Annotated in this window: 15 protein-coding genes and 1 pseudogene; 6 read left to right on the top strand and 10 right to left on the bottom strand. The window is 68.6% G+C overall.

Annotated features, from left to right (window positions below; genetic code table 11):
- The first annotated feature begins 4 nt into the window (after positions 1–4).
- From VIM12_RS05670 to VIM12_RS05645, 6 genes are all read left to right on the top strand, one after another.
- On the top strand, positions 5–547 hold the full coding sequence (locus VIM12_RS05670) for a penicillin-binding protein activator LpoB (RefSeq protein ID WP_331940646.1): 543 nt from the start codon (positions 5–7) through the stop codon (positions 545–547).
- Between the two features lie 17 nt (positions 548–564).
- Positions 565–1,962, top strand: coding sequence for a PelD GGDEF domain-containing protein (locus tag VIM12_RS05665; RefSeq protein WP_331940645.1), 1,398 nt, complete (start codon positions 565–567; stop codon positions 1,960–1,962).
- Positions 1,955–2,974: a hypothetical protein gene (locus tag VIM12_RS05660; RefSeq protein ID WP_331940644.1), complete on the top strand. Its 1,020-nt coding sequence runs from the start codon at positions 1,955–1,957 to the stop codon at positions 2,972–2,974. The genes VIM12_RS05665 and VIM12_RS05660 overlap by 8 nt, the downstream gene beginning before the upstream one ends.
- The gene (pelF, locus tag VIM12_RS05655) at positions 2,971–4,596 is read left to right on the top strand and encodes a GT4 family glycosyltransferase PelF (RefSeq protein WP_331940643.1); all 1,626 of its coding nucleotides are present in this window, start codon (positions 2,971–2,973) and stop codon (positions 4,594–4,596) included. Before VIM12_RS05660 ends, pelF begins: the two co-directional genes overlap by 4 nt.
- Positions 4,584–5,954, top strand: coding sequence for an exopolysaccharide Pel transporter PelG (gene pelG, locus VIM12_RS05650; protein ID WP_331940642.1), 1,371 nt, complete (start codon positions 4,584–4,586; stop codon positions 5,952–5,954). Before pelF ends, pelG begins: the two co-directional genes overlap by 13 nt.
- A gap of 362 nt (positions 5,955–6,316) precedes the next feature.
- Positions 6,317–6,952 (top strand): NAD-dependent dehydratase, encoded by a 636-nt coding sequence (locus VIM12_RS05645; protein WP_331940641.1) that lies wholly within the window; start codon positions 6,317–6,319, stop codon positions 6,950–6,952.
- 13 nt (positions 6,953–6,965) lie between these two features.
- On the opposite strand, the gene VIM12_RS05640 is transcribed toward VIM12_RS05645, so the two are convergent.
- The 10 genes and pseudogenes from VIM12_RS05640 to VIM12_RS05595 all read right to left on the bottom strand — a co-directional run.
- Positions 6,966–7,868 (bottom strand): radical SAM protein, encoded by a 903-nt coding sequence (locus VIM12_RS05640; protein WP_331940640.1) that lies wholly within the window; start codon positions 7,866–7,868, stop codon positions 6,966–6,968.
- Between the two features lie 11 nt (positions 7,869–7,879).
- Entirely contained in the window at positions 7,880–8,761 is an 882-nt protein-coding gene (locus tag VIM12_RS05635; protein ID WP_331940639.1) for a hypothetical protein, read from the bottom strand.
- Positions 8,758–9,789, bottom strand: a complete 1,032-nt coding sequence (locus VIM12_RS05630) for a methyltransferase (protein WP_331940638.1) — start codon at positions 9,787–9,789, stop codon at positions 8,758–8,760. The genes VIM12_RS05635 and VIM12_RS05630 overlap by 4 nt, the downstream gene beginning before the upstream one ends.
- Positions 9,786–10,361, bottom strand: coding sequence for a hypothetical protein (locus tag VIM12_RS05625; protein WP_331940637.1), 576 nt, complete (start codon positions 10,359–10,361; stop codon positions 9,786–9,788). The genes VIM12_RS05630 and VIM12_RS05625 overlap by 4 nt, the downstream gene beginning before the upstream one ends.
- Positions 10,362–10,365: 4 nt before the next feature.
- A complete protein-coding gene (locus tag VIM12_RS05620; RefSeq protein ID WP_331940636.1) occupies positions 10,366–11,226 on the bottom strand; it encodes an efflux RND transporter periplasmic adaptor subunit in 861 nt (286 codons plus the stop codon).
- Between the two features lie 23 nt (positions 11,227–11,249).
- Positions 11,250–13,268, bottom strand: coding sequence for a preprotein translocase subunit SecA (locus tag VIM12_RS05615; protein ID WP_331940635.1), 2,019 nt, complete (start codon positions 13,266–13,268; stop codon positions 11,250–11,252).
- Positions 13,261–15,408, bottom strand: a complete 2,148-nt coding sequence (locus tag VIM12_RS05610) for a hypothetical protein (RefSeq protein WP_331940634.1) — start codon at positions 15,406–15,408, stop codon at positions 13,261–13,263. The genes VIM12_RS05615 and VIM12_RS05610 overlap by 8 nt, the downstream gene beginning before the upstream one ends.
- A gap of 6 nt (positions 15,409–15,414) precedes the next feature.
- The gene (locus VIM12_RS05605; RefSeq protein WP_331940633.1) at positions 15,415–17,271 is read right to left on the bottom strand and encodes an HlyD family efflux transporter periplasmic adaptor subunit; all 1,857 of its coding nucleotides are present in this window, start codon (positions 17,269–17,271) and stop codon (positions 15,415–15,417) included.
- A 123-nt stretch (positions 17,272–17,394) separates the two neighbouring features.
- Complete coding sequence (locus VIM12_RS05600) at positions 17,395–17,805, bottom strand: DUF3467 domain-containing protein (protein ID WP_331940632.1); 411 nt, start codon at positions 17,803–17,805, stop codon at positions 17,395–17,397.
- 25 nt (positions 17,806–17,830) lie between these two features.
- Positions 17,831–20,908, bottom strand: a pseudogene (locus VIM12_RS05595) (hypothetical protein); the annotation flags it as partial.

The following is a 20,908-nucleotide window of genomic DNA, read 5'->3' as shown; positions in this document are numbered from 1 at the left end:
AACCATGCACATCTCCTTCCCTCGCCGCCTGCAGGCAGTCTGCCTCCTTCTCCTGGCCATGCTCGCCGCCTCCTGCTCCACCATGCGCACCGGCGCCGTACCCGCGCTGGATGCAAATGCGCAGTGGGCGCTGCTGCCCTTCACCAACCATACCGAGACGCCCCAGGCCGGCCTGCGCGCGGAGGCGATCACCGAAGGCCTGCTGCGGGCGGGCGGCATCGCGCGGCTCAAGCGCTATCCCGCCAATCTCAATACCGAAACCCTGTTCGAGCCGATGGACCGCAAGCAGGCCGACGCCGCGCGCGCCTGGGCGCAATCGGAAGGCGTGCGTTACGCACTCACCGGCAGCGTCGACGAATGGCGCTACAAGGTCGGCGTGGATGGCGAACCGGCAGCGGGCGTGACGCTGCAGCTGATCGACCTGCAACGCGATGAGGTGGTCTGGTCCGCGACCGGCGGCCGCACCGGCTGGAGCCGCGAAGCGCTGTCCGCCATCGCGCACAAGCTGATCGCGAACCTGGTCGACCCGCTGCTCGCGCGGCGCTGAACCGGGGAAGCATCCGCATGCCGACATCACTGCCCGACCTGCTGCGCCTGCCCACCCTGCTGCGCCGGCGCGCGCCCGGCCCCGCTGCCCCAGGCGAGGAAGCGAGCCTCGCCGCGCGCTGGGCCTGGGTCGCGGTCGAAACCCTTGCCGGCAACGCGCTCTCGCTCGCGTTCATGTACTGGGTCGCGCCCGCCGATCCCTTCGGACTGGACGCGGCCTTCCCCTGGATCTGGATCATGCCGACGCTGCTCGCCATGCGCTACGGCACCGCCGTCGGCGTGGCCTCCGTGCTGCTGCTGGTGATGGCCTGGGCATGGCATGCGTCGCTGGCCGGCAGCGGCCATATCCTGGACCTGTTCCCGAAGGAGTTCTTCCTTGGCGGGCTCTTGCTCAACCTTGTCGCCGGCCAGTTCTCCGATGTCTGGAGCGCGCGCACGCGACGCCTGCGCGCCGTCAATGCCTACCTGGACGAGCGCCTGAACACGCTGACCAAGAACCACTTCCTGCTGCGCCTGTCGCACGAGCGGCTCGAACAGGACCTGCTCGCCAAGCCGCTGACGTTGCGCGAGACGCTGCTGCGGCTGCGCGACCTGTCACGCCGGCAGGACGGCGGCGGCACGCTGCCGGGCGCGCAGGAATTCATGCAATTGCTGGCCCAGAGCTGCCAGCTCGAGACGGCATCCCTTCATGCGGTGGTGCAGGGGCGCCCCGACGCGGTGGCCGCCGCCGTGCTGGGCGAAGCCCGTCCGCTCGATGCCGACGATCCGCTGCTGCGCTACTGCCTCGAGCAGAACACGCTGGTGCATGTGCAGACCGAGGCGCTGGCGGCGGATGCCCGCGATGCCAGCCGCTACCTGGTGTGCGCGCCGGTGCTGTCCTCGGACGGACGCCTGGCCGGCCTGATCGCCGTCGAGCGCATGCCCTTCTTCGCGCTCAACAACGACCTGCTCAAGCTGCTGGCGGTGCTGGCCGGCTACTACGCCGACGGCCTGACCATGCATGCCGCCGCGGCGCAGGTGCTGGACCGCCTGCCGCATTGCCCGCCGGAGCTGGCGCTCGATGTGGTCCGCCTGCACCGCATCCGGGAGCAGGCCGGCATCGAGTCCACGCTGGTGGCGCTGGTCTTCGGCACCGACGGCAACGCGCGCGACATGTTCGAGCAGGTCCGGCGCTTCAAGCGCGGCGTCGACCTCGCCTGGGAATTGAAGGCCGGCGAACGCCGCACCCTGATCACGCTGCTGCCGCTGGCGGGTCCGGCGGCGGTCGAGGGCTACCTGATCCGGGTCGAGACCGCCCTCGCCGCCCAGTTCGGCGGCGGCTTTCTGGACAATCACATTGCGACGCATACGGCGCGGATCGGCAAGCTGCCGCCGGTCGACACGCTGGCTGACCTGGTGGGGCGCTGCGGTGGTTAGCAAACTCTTTTACTACGCGGCCTTTTTCGAGCTGAGTTCGATCGGGGTGCTGTTCATCCAGAGCAGCAGCCTGGCGCTGCTGCTCAGCTATTTCCTGCTGCACGCGGCCGGCAGCGCACTGCTGTCGCTGGCGCTGTCCTTCATCGTGCCGGCGCGCTACCGCAAGCCGCGCCACTGGCTGCTGGGCTATCTCTTCGCATTCAACTTCTTCATTCCGCTGGCCGGCCTGATCTGCGCGGTGTTCGCCATCCTGCTCGGCGCCTGGATGCCGCGCATGAAGACGGAGGACCGCTTTGGCAAGACCGAGCAGCCGCGCTTCACCACGCACCGCAACCACGAGGGCACGGGCTTTCGCGGCGGCCAGGTGCGGGCACAGCTGGGCAATGCCGGCACGCCGCTCGACTTGCGGATGAAGGCGCTGGTGGCGGTGCAGGATGCGCCGGCGCGCGCCAGCGGGGACCTGCTGCGCACCCTGCTCGCCGACCCGGCCGACGATGTGCGCCTGCTGGCCTACGGCATCCTGGACGGCAAGGAGAAAGGCATCAGCCAGCGCATCCTGGCGCTGGAACAGGAGCTCGACAAGGAAACGCGCGCCGCGCGGCGGCGTCCGCTGCACAAGCAACTTGCCGAACTGCACTGGGAGCTGATGTTCCAGAACCTGGTGCAGGGCGACATGCTGGACTTTTCCGCCGACCAGGTCCGCAGGCATGCGGAAGCAGCGCTGCGGGAAGGCGACGATGCCGGCCTCTGGTTCATGGTCGCGCGCCTGGAGCTGCGCGCGCACCGTACCGCCGAAGCCGAACACGCCATCGGGCAGGCAAGGCGCCTCGGATTCGCGGGCGAGCGTCTGCTGCCCTATCTCGCGGAGCTGCGCTTCCAGCAGCGGCGCTACGACGAGGTGCGGCGGTTGTTTGCCGCGCTCGGCGAGCAGCGCGCCATCCCCGCACTGGCCCAGGCGCGTGCCTACTGGCTGAGGCGACCGGGCACGCCCTCCATGGAGCCTGCGCCATGAGCGGCTTCGAGATGCCCGTGCGCAGCGCCCCCGAATGCGACGTCATGCTGCTGCTGGAAGGCACCTACCCCTTCGTGCGCGGCGGGGTGTCGAGCTGGGTCGACCAGATCGTGCGCGGCTTCCCCGACATCCGCTTCGGCATCTGCTTCATCGGCAGCCGGCGCGCCGACTACGGCAAGCCGCGCTACAGCCTGCCCGACAACGTCGTGCACATCGAAGCGCATTTCGTGCACGAGCACGATACCGGGGAAGCCCCGCGCGCGCGCCGCGGCAACGACCGCGCCTTCGCCATCTCGCACAAGATGCACGAGCGATTCCGCTCGCCCCATCACGGCGGCGAGGGCGACGCGCCGCTCACCGCCGCGCTGAACGAGGTGCTGCCCCTGATGGACCACGGCCAGCCGCTGGACGAGGCCGCATTCCGGCACAGCCAGGCGGCATGGAAAATCATCACCGAGCAATACCGGACCTTCTGTACCGACCCGTCGTTCATCGACTACTTCTGGACGGTGCGCATCATGCACATGCCGGTGTGGACCCTGCACGGCATTGCCCGCAAGCTGATTCCGGCCCGCTGCTACCACGCGGTGTCGACCGGCTATGCCGGCCTGCTCGGCGCGATGCTCAAGCAGTTCACCTGCCGCCCGCTCCTGCTGTCCGAGCACGGCATCTATACCAAGGAGCGCAAGATCGACCTGTTCCAGAGCCAGTGGATACGCGACAACCGCGGCGTGTTCGAGAAGGATGCGTCGCAGCTGTCCTACTTCAAGGACTTGTGGATCCGCTTCTTCGAGGCGCTCGGCCGGCTCTGCTATGAGTCGAGCGACCGTATCGTCGCCCTGTACGAGGTCAATCGCCTCCGGCAGATCGCCGACGGCGCCGCGGCCAGCCGCACCCGCAACATCCCCAACGGCATCGACCTGCCGCGGCTTGCGCCGTTGCGGGCGGCGCGGCCCGCCGCACCGCCGCCGGTGCTGTGCCTGATCGGCCGCGTGGTGTCGATCAAGGACGTCAAGACCTTCATTCGTGCAATGCGCACCGTGGTCAGCCTGATGCCGGAAGCCGAAGCCTGGATCGCGGGGCCGGAGGATGAAGACCCCGAGTACGCGCTGGAATGCCGCGCGATCGTCCAGGGGATGGGCCTGGGCGACAAGGTGCGCTTCCTCGGTTTCCAGAAGATCGACGAACTGATGCCGAAGATCGGGCTGGTCGTCCTTTCCAGCATCAGCGAGGCCTTGCCGCTGGTCCTGCTCGAAGGTTTCGCGGCGGGCGTGCCTGCGGTCGCCACCGATGTCGGGTCCTGCCGCCAGCTGGTGTACGGCCTCGATGAAGAAGACCGGGCGCTGGGGGCGGCCGGCGCGGTCGTCAACATCGCCGAGCCGGAAGCCCTGGCGCTGGCCGCCGTCGGCCTGCTATCGGACGATACCCGCTGGCGCCGCGCGCAGGCGGCGGGCATCGCCCGCGTGGAGCGGTATTACACCCAGGAGCGGATGTTCGCCCAGTACCGCGAACTGTACGACGGGGCACTGCGCAAGTCCGGCGCGGACGCAGGGGCAAACGCAGGCACAGGTACCGGCGCGATGACTTGTCCACGACACAGGCAATCAGCATGGCAGGCATAGGATTCGAACTGCGCAAGATACTCAAGCGCGACAACCTCTTTTCGCTGCTGCAGGCATACTCGTTCGCCGCGGTCATCAGCTCCGGCCCCTGGATCCTGTCCATCGTCGGCATGCTGGTCATCGGCGTGCTCAGCAGCACGGTCGTGGTGCCGGAGTTCCTGATCGTCCAGTTCCAGGTCAGCGTGACCTATGTCATCGCCTGCTCGCTGATCTTCACCGGCATCTGCCAGCTGGCGCTGACGCGCTTCGCCGCCGACCGCATGTTCGAGAAGCGCTTCGCGGTCATCCTGCCCAACCTGCATGCGGTGATCCTGGCTGTCAGCGTGGTGGGCGGCAGCCTGGGGCTGCTGTGCGTCGCCTTCCTGTTTCCGGAGCAGTCGGTCCTGTATCGCCTGCTGCTGCTGGCGGCGTTCGTCATCCTCTGCAATATCTGGGTCGCGACGATCTTCCTGTCCGGGATGAAGCAGTACAAGGAAATCGTCTGGCTGTATCTGATGGGCTATGGCATCACGGTGTTGGCGGCGCTGCTGCTGCGCCGCTTCGGGCTGGAAGGGCTGCTGGGCGGATTCGTCATCGGGCAGGCCGCCATGCTGCTGGCGATGCTGGCCCTGATCCTGTACAACTTTCCCGCAGAGCGCTTCATCTCCTTCGAGTTCTTCGACAAGCGCTTCAACTATCCGATCCTGATGTGCATCGGCCTGCTCTACAACGTGGGTGTCTGGCTCGACAAATTCATCTTCTGGTACACCCCAGGCACCAGCCAGACCATCATCGGACCGCTGCGGGCCTCGCTGATCTACGACCTGCCGGTGTTCCTGGCCTACCTGTCGATCATTCCGGGCATGGCCATTTTCCTGCTGCGCATGGAAACCGACTTCGTCGAGTACTACGACGGTTTCTATCACGCGGTGCGGACCGGCGGCTCGTTGCAGGACATCGAGGATTGCCGCAACGGCATGGTGGAAACGATCCGCCTCGGCATCTTCGAGATCATCAAGATCCAGGCGATCGCCACCCTCGGCCTGGTCGTCGCCGGCGAGTCGATACTGGAATGGCTGGGCATTTCGACGCTCTACCTGCCGCTGCTTTACATCGACGTGATCGCCGCGGGATTGCAGGTGGTGCTGCTCGGCGTCCTCAATGTCTTCTTCTACCTGGACAAGCGCCGCGTGGTGCTCGGCCTGTGCCTGGCGTTCGTGGTGCTCAACGCCATCCTCACCCGTCTTTCGATCGCGCTCGGCCCCGCCTATTACGGCTACGGTTTTGCCGTCGCGCTGCTCGTGGTGGTGCTGGTGGGGCTGTATGTGCTGTCGCAGAAGCTCGAGACGCTCGAGTACGAGACCTTCATGCTGCAGTAGGCATGCGCGGGAGGTCGACGGCCGGGGCAAGATAGCCCACGGAACACGGCCGGTCGCAAAAGCCACTCATCAGTCATGCCGACGGAATCGCTGTTGATCCGTCCCTAAACGCGCGCGCGACTTCTCGACGAGGCAAGGATGGACCCGGATCACGCACAGGTCAGCTCCCGGCTTTCCGTGCGTCCGGCATTTTCTGCTTTCCTTTGGCCCGGGGCGTGCCCCGCCCGTCAAACTGGTGGCCACAGGCTGACGGGACGGTACGGACAATCGGCGGCAACGCGGCGCAACATGCTGCGGATGACGGAATGCGGGTTTGTACTGCAGAATCGCCAGTCAAGACATAACAGACAGGAGAGGCAGAGATGGGCGCAACGCTGCTGCTGGTAGGATCGACCGGACTGGTCGGAAAACATGTCCTTGCGCTGGCCCTGGCTGACGGGCGCGTGGGCGCGGTCGTTGCACCCGTGCGGCGGGCTCTCCCCGCCCATCCGAAGCTGCTTGCGCCACGCGTCGATTTCGATGACCTGCCTGCGGATGCTGACTGGTGGCGCGCCGACGCGGTGATCTGCACGCTCGGAACCACGATGCGTCAGGCGGGATCGCAAGCGGCGTTCCGCCGCATCGACCACGACTATCCGTTGATGGTGGCGCGGCACGCATGGCAACATGGCACGCCCGCGTACGTGCTGAACTCGGCGGCGGGCGCCAACCCGGGGTCGCGCTTCTTTTACAACCGGGTCAAGGGCGAACTGGAACGGGACCTGTCGCGCGTCGGGTTTGCGTCGCTGACGTTTGTGCGGCCGGGACTGATCGGCGGGCAGCGGGAGGAATATCGCCCCGGCGAACGCTTGCTTGGCCTTGGACTTGCCGCGGCGGGTCCCTTGCTGCCGCGGCGCTGGCGTCTCAATCCCGCTTCGCACATCGCCCGGGCGATGATCGAGGCGGCGCTCGCGGCGCGGGCCGGCGAGCATGTCATCGGTTCCGAGCGCCTCGTCTGAAACGTGCCTGGATTCAGCCCGGCGCCAACGGCTGCAGGCGATCCTCGTGCCAGCCGAACTTGCGGATGTAGGCGGTGTTGAGGCCGAGGCACTGGCGCGATCCGCAACGCGACCGGTGCGCGCACTGGTAAAAGCCGTTGCGCGCAAATTCCTTCCAGAAAGCGTCGTCGATGAACAGCTCGGGCTGGTCGTTGTAGAGGGCGGCGCGCTCGTCGCCGAGCAGGCATTCAGGGAAGTTCTTGACCTCGATGCCGCGACCGAGGGCGCGGGCGGCGGCGATGGCCCGCCGCAGCGGCGGCAGGGTGTCGAGATGGGAGGCGACCAGGTTCTTGTCGTCGGTCTCGCTCATCGGGAAATAGAACCAGAACTCCATTTGCGCCAGGCGCTTCAGGTGCGCCAGGCGCTCCACCAGTGCAGGCATCTGGCGGTAGCTGCGTTCGGTGACGACGGTGTTGGTGATGGTGAGCACGTCGTCGCGGGCGTCGAGCAGTTCCAGGCCGCGCAGCGTCTTGTCGAAGGAGCCGGGCACGCCGGTGATGCCGTCGTGGGTGGCGGCGTCGGCAGCGGCGACGCTGACGAAGAACTCGTTCACGCCGGCGTCGACCAGCTCGGTGCAGTAGTCGGGGTTGGCGAGGCGCATGCCGTGGGTCTGGATGCGCACGCGCTCGAACCCGCTTTCGCGGGCGGCGCGGGCCCATTCAGGCAGATCGCGGTGCAGCGTGATCTCGGACCCGGTCAGGATCAGGCCCTTCCACTTGCGGTGCATGCGGTTCTGCACCAGCAGCGCGTAGAGCTGGTCCTCGCGCTGCGGCGCGAGCCGGTCCATCGTGCCCTCGATCATGCAGTGGGTGCACTTGAGGTTGCACCGGAACTCCATGGTCATCGACACATATTCGCGGTGGTCAAAGCGGCCCATGCGGGCTCCTTTCAGAACACGCCATAGTAGGCGCTCTTGAGTAACTTCAGTTGCCCGTCTTCCATCCGGTAGTCGATACCGACGTCGAACAGCAGGTGATCGAACCCGGCGCGGTGCTGCCGCGCGAATGCCAGCTGGTCGGCCGGATAGCGCATACGGGCGAGGAAGATCAGCAGCTGGTCGATCGTGATGCGGGAAAAATAGATGCCGTCGTGCGTCGGCTTGTTGGCGACGACGATGGTCTGGCAGTCGCGCAGCTCCGGCCACAGCAGGGCGTCCAGGTCGAAGCGGGCCAGGTCGAGGAAGACCGACGAGGTGATCTTGCCGACGATGTCGCGCATCTGCGTGCGGGCATCGAAGAAGAAATAGAAATTCTTCATGCGCAGCGCATCGGGGCGCAAGGCGTAGCAGATGCCCGACGACACCGCACTGCCGGGATTGCCCATGTAGAGCTGTATCTCGTCCAGCGGCCGGCCGTGATCGAGATTGGCGGCGTCGAAGTCGAGCGAGAACATGAAGTAGTCGCTGGCTTCGTTGATGCGGGCGCGGGTATCGGGGTTGCAGCCGACCCAGGGACGGATGAGGTCGAGCACCCGCGTCATCGAGCGGCTGCGGGCACGCCGCGTGTAATCGTAGAAGTAGAACTCCCAGGCGAGCGTGTCGCCGGCCTGCTTTACGCCCCACACGGTCTTCATGTCGCCGAGCCCGTCGCGCAGCGCCTGCACCATTTCGTCCGCGCGCGCGCCGATGCCGGCGCCGCGCAGGGAATGCCTGAGCAGGTTGACGGGGCGCAGCTTGCCGTCCGGGGACGCGGGTGGCGCGTAGTCCCACAGGCAGAAGTCGACGTGGGCGTCGGCGGGCGAGCTCGCTTCGAGTGGAAACAGGGTCGTCATTTGCGTGCGCTGATCAGGTGGAACGGGGTTTCCAGTTGCACGGATTGCAGCGTGATGTCGCGGAAGCCGGCCCGTGCGAGCGCGCGTTCATAGTCGCCGGCGTCGCGATACGAGCGGAAGAACAGCAGCAGGGGCAGCTGACCCCAGGACAACGGCTGCGGCAGCTGCTCCATGCGGGCACGCTCGAAGATCAGTATCGAACCGCCGTCCGGCAGCGCGGCATGGGCGCGGGTCAGGAAGCGATGCATGTCGGCGTCGGGCCAGTCATGCAGCATCGACTTGAAGCTGATGAGGTCATGGCCGGCAGGCAGCAGCTCGTCCCGGCTTCTCGTCTTCTGGAAGGCGATGCGCGCGGCTTCGGGCTCGCCGGCGACATGGGCGGCGCCGATCTCGCAGACCAGGGGCAGGTCGAGCACCGTGCCGCGCAGCGCGGGATGCGCGCGGCAGATGCGCAGCAGGAATTCGCCGCTGTTGCCGCCGACGTCGAGCTGACGCCGGTAGCGGGAGAAGTCGAAGGCATCGATGCAGGCCAGCGCCTCGTAGCTTGTCAGCGCGGTGGTGATGCGCATCCAGCGCGCGGTGGCGTCGAGGTTGGCCTGACTGCGTTCGAAACAACGGTCGTAGGAGAACAGCTCGAACAGCCGGGCGCGGCGGAAGAACGCGTCGGGCTCGGCGAACAGCGCGGTGGCGAGATGCAGGAAATCGGGGCCGACCAGCTGCGCGAAATACAGCCTGGCTTCCAGCAGGTCGCGGAAGGCCAGCGCTTCGGTGAATCCGCTGCTAAGGGCGACGGCGCAGCCTTCCGCTGTAGCCGTCTCCTCCAGCACGTTGTGGGCGCGCAGCATTGCGAGCAGCAGGTGCAGGCCGCGCGCGTCCAGCGGCAGCGCCGCGCCGAGTTGCGCGGGCGACTGCGGGCCCGCGACCAGCAGGTCGACCAGGCCGAGCTCGAAGGCCGAGGACAAGGCGCGCGCACCCGTAAAATCGGCGAGGAAGGCTTCGATGCAAAGCCAGGGATAGCGGTTGCTCATGCCGGCATGCCCATGTGATGCAGCACCTCGCGCAGCAGCGTCGGGGTGTCGGCGCTGCCGTCCAGGACGACGTCGGCCGCGGCCGGCACGCGCGTGCGCTGCATGGCGAGCACCCGGTGGATGGTGGCGGTGTAATGGGCGAGGTAGTCGTCGATCCAGCGCAGCGCATCGCGGGCGCTGTGCGCCGGCGCGGCGCTGGCCGCCGCCGCCAGTTCGCGCAGCTTGCGCGCCAGCGCGATGTCGGCCGGCACCTCGAGCCAGACCAGCAGGTCGATGGCGGCTGCAGTGGCGCGCCAGGCGCGGCCAAGCGGCATCTCGAACACCACCCAGCCGTCCTGCCCCTCGCTGCGGCGCAGCTGCTCGAGCCGGGCAGCGAGGCCGGGCGCTTCCAGCAGGTCGAAGTCCGCGCCTTGCGCCAGCCATGCGTCGAGCGTCTCCACCGACTGGCGGGTGGCGCGCTGGAAATCGTCGAAGCGCAGCACCGGGGCGTCATCCAGCGCACGCGCCAGCGCCGCCGCCAGCGAGGATTTTCCGCCGCCTACCGGCGCCGCTATCGCGATGACCCGGCGCATCGCTTCAGCCGGCGAAGCGCACGTTGCACTTGAGGCCGGCCGGCAGCCGGTTGCCCGGGTTCGGCAGTTCGAGGCGCACGCCGAAGGTGCCGCTGGCGGCGTCGATGACGCGGTCGACGACCGTCACCCTGGCCTTGTAGCTGCCGCCCATCGCTGCGACCCTGACCTCGCCGGCCATGCCGGGACGGATGCGTCCGAACAGGCCGACCGGCGCGATCACCTCGACATTGAGGGGATCGATCTGTGCCAGCTTCATGATCTTTTCCTGCGCGACGCGATCGCCCGGGGACAGGTAACGTTCGACCACGACCCCGTTGAGCGGGCTGGTGATGGTGCGCAGGTTCAGCACCTCCTGCTGCTGCTTGCGCTCCAGCGCGGCGATGCGGGTCTGGGTCTCCAGCTCGTCCTTCTCGCTGGCGGAGATCAGCTCCTTCTTGAACAGCTCCTCGTTGCGCGCCATCTTGCGCAGGCCGTACTCCTCCTGTGCGCGGCGCAGGTTGACGGTCGCCGACTCCACCGAGGAATTCAGGCGCGCCACGACCTGGCCGCGGCGCACGACCGCGCCGCGATCGACCAGGACTTCGGACAGGGTGCCTTCCACCGCCGCGCCGACATGCGCGACCAGGTGCGGCTCGAGCAGGCACTCCATCTCGTCGCCGAGCTGCTTGGCCTGGTTGCCGCCCTGCGCCGGGGCGGCGGGCGCGGCGGCGGGCGCGGGCGCAGCGCCGCGCGGCGCGAGATTGGGGACCGGCGGCGGCTTGACCGGCACGAGATCGGCGGGCGCCCTGGTCTGCGCGGCGGCGCCGCTGCTGATGAAGGCGCCGAGCAGGACGGCGGAAAGGCTGGCGGTGATGCGGGTTTGCATGCTGATTGACTCCTCTTGTTCCATTATTCCGGCCTGCCCGAGAACGACAGGATATTGCCCATCTGCTGGTCGGCCTTGAGCAGGTTCCTGCGGATCCTGGACTGGCTGTTTTCGGTGCGCAGCTGCGCGTAGCGGATGAAGCGCGCGCGCAGGCGTTCGGCGCGGGCGGCGCCTGCGGGAGCAAGGCGCTTGAGTGCGAACTCCAGCAGGCCGCCGCGATACGGGGCCAGCACCGCATCCTCCATCGACAGGATGGCCTGCACCTGCCCGGGATCGCCCTGGCGCGCGCAGCGTCCGGCGATCTGGCGGTCGATGCGTCCGGCCTCGTGTCGTTCGGCCAGGATGACGAACAGGCCGCCAAGCGCGCGCGCTTCCGGCGTGAGCTTGATGTCCGTGCCGCGGCCGGCCATGTTGGTGGCGATGGTGATGCGCCCCGGCTCGCCCGCGCGCGCCACGATGGCCGCCTCTTCCGCGTCCTGCTTGGCGTTGAGCACCTGGTGCGGCAGGCCGCGCGCGTCGAGCATGCGGCTCAACAGTTCGGACGCCGCAACCGAGCGGGTGCCGACCAGCACCGGCACGCGCTTGGCATGCTGCTCGGCGATGGTGGCGACCACGCAGTCCCAGCGCTCGGCCTCGGTCGCGAATACACGGTCGGGATGGACCAGGCGCTTGCTCGGATTGCCCGGCGGGATAGGCACCACGGCGAGTCCGTAGATCGCGCCCAGCTCGCCGGCGACTTCGCGGCCGGTGCCGGTCATGCCGGACAGGTGCTGGTAGCGGCGGAAGAAGCGCTGGTAGCTGATGCGCGCCAGCGGCTCCTTGCGCGAGGTGATCTCGCAGCCTTCCTTGACCTCGATCAGCTGGTGCAGGCCCTGGCCCCAGGAACGGTCGGCCATGACGCGCCCGGTGAATTCGTCGATCACCTGGATCTTGCCGTCGCGGACCAGGTATTGCTCGTCGCGCACGAACAGGTGCAGCGCGGTCAGCGCCTGCACCACCAGTTCCTCGCGGCGCAGCGACAGCAACCAGGCGCCGCCGAAAGGCTTGCTGAGGTCGATCGCGCGCTGGTAGCCGGCTTCCTCGACCTCGATGCGGCGTTCGCCGCGCAGCACGCGGAAGTCGCTGCCCTCCTGCATGTGGCGGGCGATCTCGATTGCCTGGCGGGCCAGTTGCGCATCCTGGCCGTCGCGCACCTCGGCCGAAATGATCAGCGGCGTGCGGGCCTCGTCGGCCAGCACGCTGTCCGCCTCGTCGACGATGGCGAAGGACAGCCCGCGCAGCAGCAGCTTGCGGGCGCGCGTATTGTCGCCGTACAGGCGCTCGAGCTTCAGGTGCAGCGCGTGGCTGCGGCTGCCGAGCACGATGCGGTCGCGCAGGTAGTCGAACACCACGGTCTTGTTGGTGCAGTAGACGATGTCGCAGGCATAGGCCTGCTGGCGCGCTTCGTGGTCCATCTCGGCGGTGACGGCCGCGCTGCTGATGCCGAGCGCGTCGTACACCGGCTTCATCAACGCCAGGTCGCGCTCCACCAGGTAGTCGTTGACGGTGATGACGTGGACCGCGCGGCCGGCGAGCGCGGCCGCACACGCCGGCAGGGTCGCGGTCAGGGTCTTGCCCTGCCCGGTCTCCATTTCGCCGACCATGCCGTTGAGCAGGACCCAGCCGCCGATCAGCTGCACGTCGAAATGGCGCATGCCGAGCGTGCGGCCGGCGGCCTCCCGCACCAGGGCGAAGGTGTGGGCGACCAGGTCGTCGCGCAGGCCGTGCCGGCGCAGTTCGGCCGCCAGTTCGCGCGCGCGCTGGCGCATGCCGCCCTGATCCAGCGCGGCAACCTTCTCCGTGAAGACGGCGACCCGCTGCACGATGCCGCGCACGCGCGACGGGCGGGCGCGCAGCCGGCGCGCAACGGCACCGGCGAGCGCCGTGCCGGCGCGGTCGAGCCAGCCTTCCTCGGTCGGCTCCTTGCGTTCCGGATAGACCTCGTCGAACGGCTCGTAGCGGACCATCCCGGGACGGAATAGTTGCAGGATCGTGTCAGACACTGAATTTCTTCATGAAGATGCGGCGGGCGCCGCGATACCACTGCCAGGCCAGCGGCTCCGGCGTGTGCTCGAAACGGACATGGACGCGGCTGCCGAGCAGGGACAGGCCGGAGCCGGGCGGCACTTCGAGATCGACCACGAACAGCTTCTCCAGCGCGCGGCCTTCCTCGGGCGCGCGCGGGTCGAGCGCGATCTCGCCGCCGCCCTGCATGCTCAGGGTCATGCTGGGCAGCTGCTCGGTCGCGCCCGGCAGCGCGCGCAGCACCCGTGCATCGAGGGTACGGTCAAGCCGCTCGGAGGCGCGCACCCGCACCGCCGCCGTGTCCTCCCGCACCAGGTCGGCGTAGGCCTGGGCTACCACCACCCGCACGGTGCGCAGCTCGCCGCCGGTCACGAAACCGAGCAGCTCGCCGCGCTGCACGAAGCGGCCCTGCATGTTCAGTTCGTCGGCCAGCACGAAGGTGCCGTCGGACGGCGCTGCGATCTGCATCTCCTGCAGCCGCTTGCGGGCGTCGGCCAGCGTCACGCGCGCATGGGCGATCTGCTGTTCGAGGATGTCTGCCTGCACCCGGCTCGCGACCATCGCCGCATCGCGCCGCGCTTCCAGTTCGACCAGCGCGGCGGCGGCCACCGCTTCCCGCGCGCGCAGCACCGGATCCTCGCTGCGGACCAGCAACTGTCCGCGGGCCACGCCGGCGCCCGCCCTGGCCGCGACCTCGGCCACGAAGCCGTCGACGTTGGCGCGCACCTGCGCTTCCTCCGGTGCCCAGACCACGCCCTGCGCGTGGGTGTAGCTGGGCGCGGGCAGCACGAACAGCAGCAGCAGCGCGCTGCCCGCCGCCGCAACGCTGATCGCCAGCGCCCGCCCGCGGCGGGTATGCAGGCGCGGGCTGTTGGCCAGGTACTTGACGTTCTTGAAGACCGGCATCAGCAGCATGGTGAAGACCGACCAGACCGCCATCAGCAGGCCGAACAGGAAGAACCTGCTGGCGACCACGAGCACGATGGTGACCATCATGAACATGCGGTAGGCGAACGAGGTGATGCTGTAGAACACGAACCAGCGGGCCTCGCCCCGGGCCACGACCGGCGATTTCATGTCCGGCACGCCGAACAGGTAGCGGTTGATCAGGTAGCCGAGGTACTCGTTGGAACGTTGCCCGAGGTTGGGAATTTCCAGCCAGTCGGAAAGGATGTAGTAGCCGTCGTAACGCAGGAAGGGATTGCCGTTGAACAGCAGGGTCGAGACGCCGGTGATGAGGATGACGTTGTAGGCGATCGCGCGCTCGAATCCCGGTTCGAGCCAGACCCAGGCGATCATCGCCAGCGCCGCGATGAACAGCTCGGTCAGCATCCCTGCGGCGCCGACCAGCATGCGCCAGCGCTTGTCCTCGAATGCCGCGGCGAACGAGGCGTCGACGTAGGGCACCGGCATCAGGAGCAGCAGCATCACGCCCATCTCGTGCACCTGGCCGCCGCGCGCCTTGACCGCGAGGCCGTGGCCGAACTCGTGCAGCACCTTCACCAGCGGGAAGACCAGCCACATCACCAGCAGGTTGTCGACCGAGAACACGTGGTCGAGCATGCCGTCCGAGAATGCCGGCCAGTGCATCGCCGCCAGCAGGCCGGCCGCCGCCAGGGTCGCCAGCCACAGCAGCAGGCCGAACCAGCCGAACAGCGGCCGCGCGAACGGCATCATCCGCTGCAGCAGCGCATCGGGGTCGTACAGCGGAAAGCGCAGCGACATCGGATTGCCGAAGTACTGCTTGAAACGGGTGCGCCAGTGCTGCTTGCGGCGGCGCTGGATCTCCTCCAGGTCGGGCGGCGCGTCGCTCTGCAGGACGTCAGCCCGGTGCAGGTCCGAGATCAGCTTGATGATCTCGTCCTGCGACGGCACCGCGTCGCCGAGCTGGACGCAGGCCAGGTCCCAGATCTCCTGCACGCTGCGCTTGCCGTCCATCAGGCCGATGACCGCGTTGGCGACCGGCGTGAAGCGATGGAAACGGCCGCTCGCATTGTCCTGCAACACGTACCAGACGGCGCCCCGGTAGGTGTGGCGGTGCACCTGCGCATGGTTGCGCAGCCGCGGGCGCAGGCTGGCCACGCGGTACCAGGAATCGCTGAACAGGGAGTCGTTCACGGCGCCTCAGACCCAGGACCAGAAGGCCAGGCGCATCCAGTCGAACATCTGGTGCGTCCACTGCCAGAACAGCGTGCGGCGGCCGACCTCGATCTTGCCGACGCCTTCCATGCCGGGCCGCATGCGGTCGGACATCCGCACCACCGTGGCCTCCACCCGGAAGAAGCTGCGCCCTTCGCGGGCCACCGTCACCGGCGAGACATGGCGCACCGACAGCGGGAATTCCTCGCCGGGCAGCGCCGTCAGCATCAGGGTGCCGGCCTGCCCGTTCCGGACATGGGTGATCTCGCCCTCGGGTACTTCGAGGATCACCCGGTAGGCGTTCAGCGGCGCCACCTCGAACAGGGTCTGGCCGCGCTTGACCGAGCTGCCCAGCGCCTGGCTGAGGTCGCCGTGCACCACCACGCCGGGGAACGGCGCGGTCACGCTGGCGCGCGACAGGTGCTCCGCCAGCAGGTCCATCTGCGCCTTCGCCTGCTGCATCTGCGCCTGCGTCACGTTGACGGCGACGCGGTCGGCCTTTGCCAGCGCCTCCTGGTATTGCTTGGCGTACTGCTCCGACTGGCTCGCCCAGCGCAGGTACTCCAGCTGCAGCTCGCGCTGGTCGAGTGTGGCCAGTACCGTGCCCGCCTCCACCAGGTCGCCGGCGCGGTGCGGCGCGGATTCGAGATAGCCGTCGAAGGGCGCCACCAGCACCCGCCGCACCGCGCCTTCCAGCGTGGCGTCGGCGCCGACGGTATAGGTGCTGCTGGCGAAGCTGAAGAACAGCACCGACAGCATCAGCACCAGCGCCGCCAGCTTGCGGCCGAAATGGCGCGGCCCGGTCAGTTTCAGCAGCTGGTCGCGGGCGGCGTCGCGCACCCGCAGCGCCAGCGGCCGGTCGTTGCGGCGCTTTTCTTCGAGCACCCGGCTGCACAGGGCGACCGCGGCTTCGCACAATTCCACGCTCGCGCGGTCGAAGGCGCGCTCGCCAGATCGTTCAAAGCAGAACGCGCCGGCGGTGGTTTCGCCGATCACGAAGGGAATGGTGAGGATGGCGTCGCTGCCATGCTGGCGCGCCAGCGCCGCATGGTCGCGGGTGACCAGCACTTCGTCGCCGGACAACGGCAGGCGGATCGCGGATTTCTGGTCGATCGCCTCGTCCATCGCAGTGCAGATGGCGCGGATCAGGTTCATGCGGGTGCCGAACTGGGCGCTGTGCGAGACGGCGGCAATGTCGGTATGCAGGCCCTTGCGGAAGCCGACGCTGACGCGATCGCAGTCGAGCCGCAGCGCCAGTTCGGTGACCAGCGCATTCGCGGCCGGCTTGAACTGCTGCTCCGTCATTGTGGACGCGACCAGGTCGAGGGTCGTCATCAGGCGCTCGCGGCTGGCGTCCTCCTGCTCGGCCTGCAGACGGTACAGGCTGGACTGCAGGCCCTGCACGCCCCATTGCAGCGCCCGCATGGCCTGCTGCACGCGTGCCTCGCCGGACGGCGCCAGCTCCACCGCGACCAGACCGTGCAGATGGCGGTCGAGGAGCACCGGGCAGGCCAGCGCGACGGCGCCGTCGCCCTTCACGGTCAGCGGCTGGTGGGACTGGATTGCCTGGTCGGCGGCTTCGGCCAGCAGGGGCGTGGCAGGCTGCCCTTCCGGCCAGAAGGCTTCCGGCACGAAGGGGCCGGTGTCCGGCGGCCCGAGCACCACCACCGCGCGACGCACCTCGGCCAGGATGCCGCACTGCAGGCGCAGCCATGCGGCGGCGCAGGCTTCGATGCTGCCGGCGGAGGACAGCGCGGCCCAGGCTGCCGCCTCGCTCGCCGCGGCAGCGCGCCCGGATTCGGCGCCGGTGGCGGCGCTGCGTTCGCTGAGGGATGACTCCATGTTGTTGTGCCTGGCCGCCGGCCGGTATTTTTACGAGAAGAAATTATAGGCGGCGAGCGTGCGGCTGCCTACGACGACAGGCGTCGCGGCGGCGGGCTGATGCGCCCGGACGACGCCCCGATGTCAAAGTTCTATCTTGCCGAAGCGCTTTTCATATTCGGCCAGTCCCTTTTCCAGCATCAGCGCCAGGCGCTTGGCGGTATAGGGTGTGAGCACGATGCGCTCGCCCAGCGCCACCCTGACCTCGCCGGCCTGCAGCTCGCCCGGCTGCCAGACCTGGTTGGTGCCGAACAGGAGCGTGATCTCCTCGCGCGAGCCGAAGACATTGCAGACGTTGGCATAGGCGGTGCGCATCTGCGCATCGTCCCACTTCAACTGGGTTTTTCCCGGCGCCGCGCCAGGCTGCGCCGTCGATTGCAGGCCGGCCGGGGCGGCGGCGCGTGCACTGGCTTGTTCGTTGGCTGGCGCACCCGCCGCCTGCGCGGCGGCGTTGTCGGTTGCGGCTTCCGTCTTTCCCTTGCTGCTTCTTGCCATGTTGCTGTTTCCCGATGTTGTTTGATCAACGACGCTTGCCGCGGCCGCCGGCGGTCCAGTCGATGCCCTGCTTGCGCGGCTGTTCCACCGCTTCCACATGGGCGGCTTCCCCGAATGCCGGCTCGGCTCGCTTGGCGTCCTGTGCCGGTCCCTTGCCGGCGCCCTCCTTGGCGGCGCGCGGCTGCAGCAGGGCGTTGCGATCGAAGATCGCGCGCCTCGCGCCGCTGCGTGCCGCCTGGGCGCCGAGCAGGCCGGCAACGGCCACCGCCGCGCCCTGCTCCGCCGCCTGCCCGAGGGCTTCGGCTTCTGCGTCTGCTTCTGCTTCCGCGCTGGTCTCCGCTTCCGGCCTGGGCTCGGCGTCGCCGCGCGGTTCTCCCGTCGCTGCGTCGGCGGGTGCTGCCGCGCCTTCCACCGGCGCCGGGCTCTCGCCTTCCGCCGGAACGGCGGCCGGTGTTTCCGCCGGCGCTCCGGTGCCCTCGGCGGGAGCGGAGGCGGCGCCGGCCTGCTGATCGGCCTGCTTGCCCTCCGCCTGCGGGGCCTGCTTGCTATCCGCCGACGGGCGGCTCGACGCCGCATCGCTCTGGGCCGGTTGCTGCGCCTCGCTGCCCTGCGCCGCCGACGACTCGGTGCTTTCGCTGGACGAGGAGCGGCTGTACGCATGGGTTGCCGGGGCGCTGAACGGCGACTGCTGCGGCTGCGTGACGACCGGCGCCGGCGAGATGCTGGCAAGGACCAGGTCCATGCGCGACAGCACGCCGAGATTGATGCCCGCGCCGGCGCCCTCGCCGACGGCCTGCGCAGCCGGCGCGCTGTACACCGCATCCTGCTCGCGGGCGATCAGGTCGGGCGCGTTGTGCGCGCCGCCGAAGCGCTCCAGGTTGGTCGGCTTGTCGTCGACCAGCGTGACCGCCGCATAGTCGCCCACCATCACGTCGCGGTTGAACACGCCGTACAGCAGGTCGCCGCCGGCGCCGCCAAAGATCAGGCTGTTGCCGTTGCCGCCGTGCAGGATGTCGTCGCCGCCGAGGTAGAGGTCGATGGTCTGCGCCAGGCTCCAGCGGCCGCCGGTGTAACGGACCTGGGCGTTGTCGCCGATGATGATGTTGTTGCCGTCGTTGCCGAACAGTTCATCGTCACCGAAGCCGCCGAACAGCACGTCGTTGCCGCTGCCGGAGATCACCAGGTCGTTGCCGCCGATCGACGGCGCAATGGTGATCACGTCGTCGAGCCAGCCATTGGCGCTGAGCCTGATCGATCCGTTGTCGCCGATCAGGACGTTGCCGCCGTTGCCCGCTTCCAGCCTGTCGTCGCCGACGCCGCCGAAGATCAGCTTGCGGCCCTCGCCGGTGCGGATGCTGTCGTTGCCGCCGAGTCCGGCTTCGGTGCTCGCCATGCTCAGCAGTTCGCCGCCGGCGCCGAAGCCGAGCACGCCGTTGTCGCCGACCAGCACGTGTTCGCCGTCGCGGGTGTCGATGCTGTCGCTGCCGTTGCCGCCCAGGATGAACTTGCGGCCGTCGGTGGCCCCGATGACATCGTTGCCGCCGCTTGCGGCGTTGCGGTCGAGCGTTTCCATCCGCCCGATCGAGCCGTCCGGGTTGAACACCAGGCGCCCGTTGTCGCCGAATGCCAGCGTCAGGCCGGCGCCCGCGTTGATGGCATCGTCGCCGACGCCGCCGACCAGGATCGATTGGCCGTCTCCCGCCGCGATGCGGTCGTTGCCGCCGAGTCCGGCGTCAAAGCCCTCGCTCAGCACCTCGGCCAGCAGCGCGCCGCCGGTGGTCAGGCTGATGCGGCCGTTGTCGCCGAGGACGACGTGCACCCCGGCGCCGAGCGTGATGCTGTCGGCACCGACGCCGCCCACCACATGCTGGGTGCCGGTGCCCGCCTGCAGCGTGTCGTTGCCGCCGCTGGCATTGCTGGTATCGGACGACGCGATGAGGACGGCACGCCCGCTGGCGTCGAACACGATATTGCCGTTGTCGCCCACTAGGATATTGCTGCCGTTGCCGGTCACGATGCTGTCATGGCCGATGCCGCCGACCAGGATGCCGTCGCCGTCGGCCGCCGACACGCTGTCGTTGCCGCCGGTGCCGGCGTCGTGGCCGGTGGTCGTAATGCCGCTGGCGTGTCCGCTCGCCGGATCGAACGTGATGTTGCCGTTGTCGCCAAGGACGATGCGTTTGCCGGCGCCGAGCGTGATGCTGTCCGCCCCCGCGCCGCCGAGCACCGCATGCTCGCCGGCGCCGGCACGGATCACGTCATTGCCACCGCTGGCATTGCCGGTGTCGAGCGTGCCGAGGAAGCCCAGGCGGCCGGCCGCATCGAACAGCACGCTGCCGTTGTCGCCGGTCACCACGCTGTCTCCCGCGCCAAGCTGGATCAGGTCGCTGCCGTAGCCGCCCAGCACATGGCTCACACCATCGCCGCCGGTGATCGTATCGTTGCCGCCAAGGCCATTGTCATAGCCGGTGGAGACAATGCTTGCCAGCGCGGCGCCCGCCGTGCCGTAACGAATCGCGCCGTTGTCGCCGAGGACAATGCGATCGCCGGTTCCCAGCGTCACCCTGTCGCTGCCGATGCCGGAAAGGACGTGATGGCTGCCGTTGCCCGCGCTGATCACATCGTCGCCGCCGCTGCCGTTGACCGTGTCCAGCGTCTCCAGGACCAACAGCTTGCCGCCGTCGTAGAGGATGCGGCCGCTGTCGCCGAACAGCACGGCCGCGCCATCGCCGATGGAGATCAGGTCGCTGCCGTAACCACCGAGGATGACGCTGTCGCCATTCCCGCCCTCGATACGGTCGTTGCCGCCGAGGCCTTCGTCGTAGCCGGTCGAGGTGACCTGCGAGAGCGCGCCGTTGGCGTCGTAGTCGATCCTGCCGTTGTCACCGATGACAACACGCCTGCCGTCGCCCAGCGCGACCTTGTCCGCGCCGATGCCGGCCAGGACATGATGGACGCCGCTGCCGGCGGTGATCGTCTCGTCGCCGCCGCTGGCATTGGTCGTGTCCAGCGTTTCCGCCGTCACCAGCTTGCCGGCGTTGTAGACCAGCCTGCCGTTGTCGCCGACCACCGTGGCGTCGCCGTCACCGAGGGTGATCAGGTC

Source organism: Noviherbaspirillum sp. (genome assembly GCF_036563305.1).
Lineage (GTDB): Bacteria > Pseudomonadota > Gammaproteobacteria > Burkholderiales > Burkholderiaceae_D > Noviherbaspirillum.
Note: the sequence above shows the minus strand (reverse complement) of the source record. Positions and strands in the feature narration are given on the sequence as shown.

Coding starts and splice junctions, on each gene's coding strand:
- VIM12_RS05670 (WP_331940646.1), top strand. CDS start 5: ATGCACATCTCCTTCCCTCGCCGCCTGCAGGCAGTCTGCCTCCTTCTC.
- VIM12_RS05665 (WP_331940645.1), top strand. CDS start 565: ATGCCGACATCACTGCCCGACCTGCTGCGCCTGCCCACCCTGCTGCGC.
- pelF (WP_331940643.1), top strand. CDS start 2,971: ATGAGCGGCTTCGAGATGCCCGTGCGCAGCGCCCCCGAATGCGACGTC.
- pelG (WP_331940642.1), top strand. CDS start 4,584: ATGGCAGGCATAGGATTCGAACTGCGCAAGATACTCAAGCGCGACAAC.
- VIM12_RS05645 (WP_331940641.1), top strand. CDS start 6,317: ATGGGCGCAACGCTGCTGCTGGTAGGATCGACCGGACTGGTCGGAAAA.
- VIM12_RS05640 (WP_331940640.1), bottom strand. CDS start 7,868: ATGGGCCGCTTTGACCACCGCGAATATGTGTCGATGACCATGGAGTTC.
- VIM12_RS05635 (WP_331940639.1), bottom strand. CDS start 8,761: ATGACGACCCTGTTTCCACTCGAAGCGAGCTCGCCCGCCGACGCCCAC.
- VIM12_RS05630 (WP_331940638.1), bottom strand. CDS start 9,789: ATGAGCAACCGCTATCCCTGGCTTTGCATCGAAGCCTTCCTCGCCGAT.
- VIM12_RS05625 (WP_331940637.1), bottom strand. CDS start 10,361: ATGCGCCGGGTCATCGCGATAGCGGCGCCGGTAGGCGGCGGAAAATCC.
- VIM12_RS05620 (WP_331940636.1), bottom strand. CDS start 11,226: ATGCAAACCCGCATCACCGCCAGCCTTTCCGCCGTCCTGCTCGGCGCC.
- VIM12_RS05605 (WP_331940633.1), bottom strand. CDS start 17,271: ATGGAGTCATCCCTCAGCGAACGCAGCGCCGCCACCGGCGCCGAATCC.
- VIM12_RS05600 (WP_331940632.1), bottom strand. CDS start 17,805: ATGGCAAGAAGCAGCAAGGGAAAGACGGAAGCCGCAACCGACAACGCC.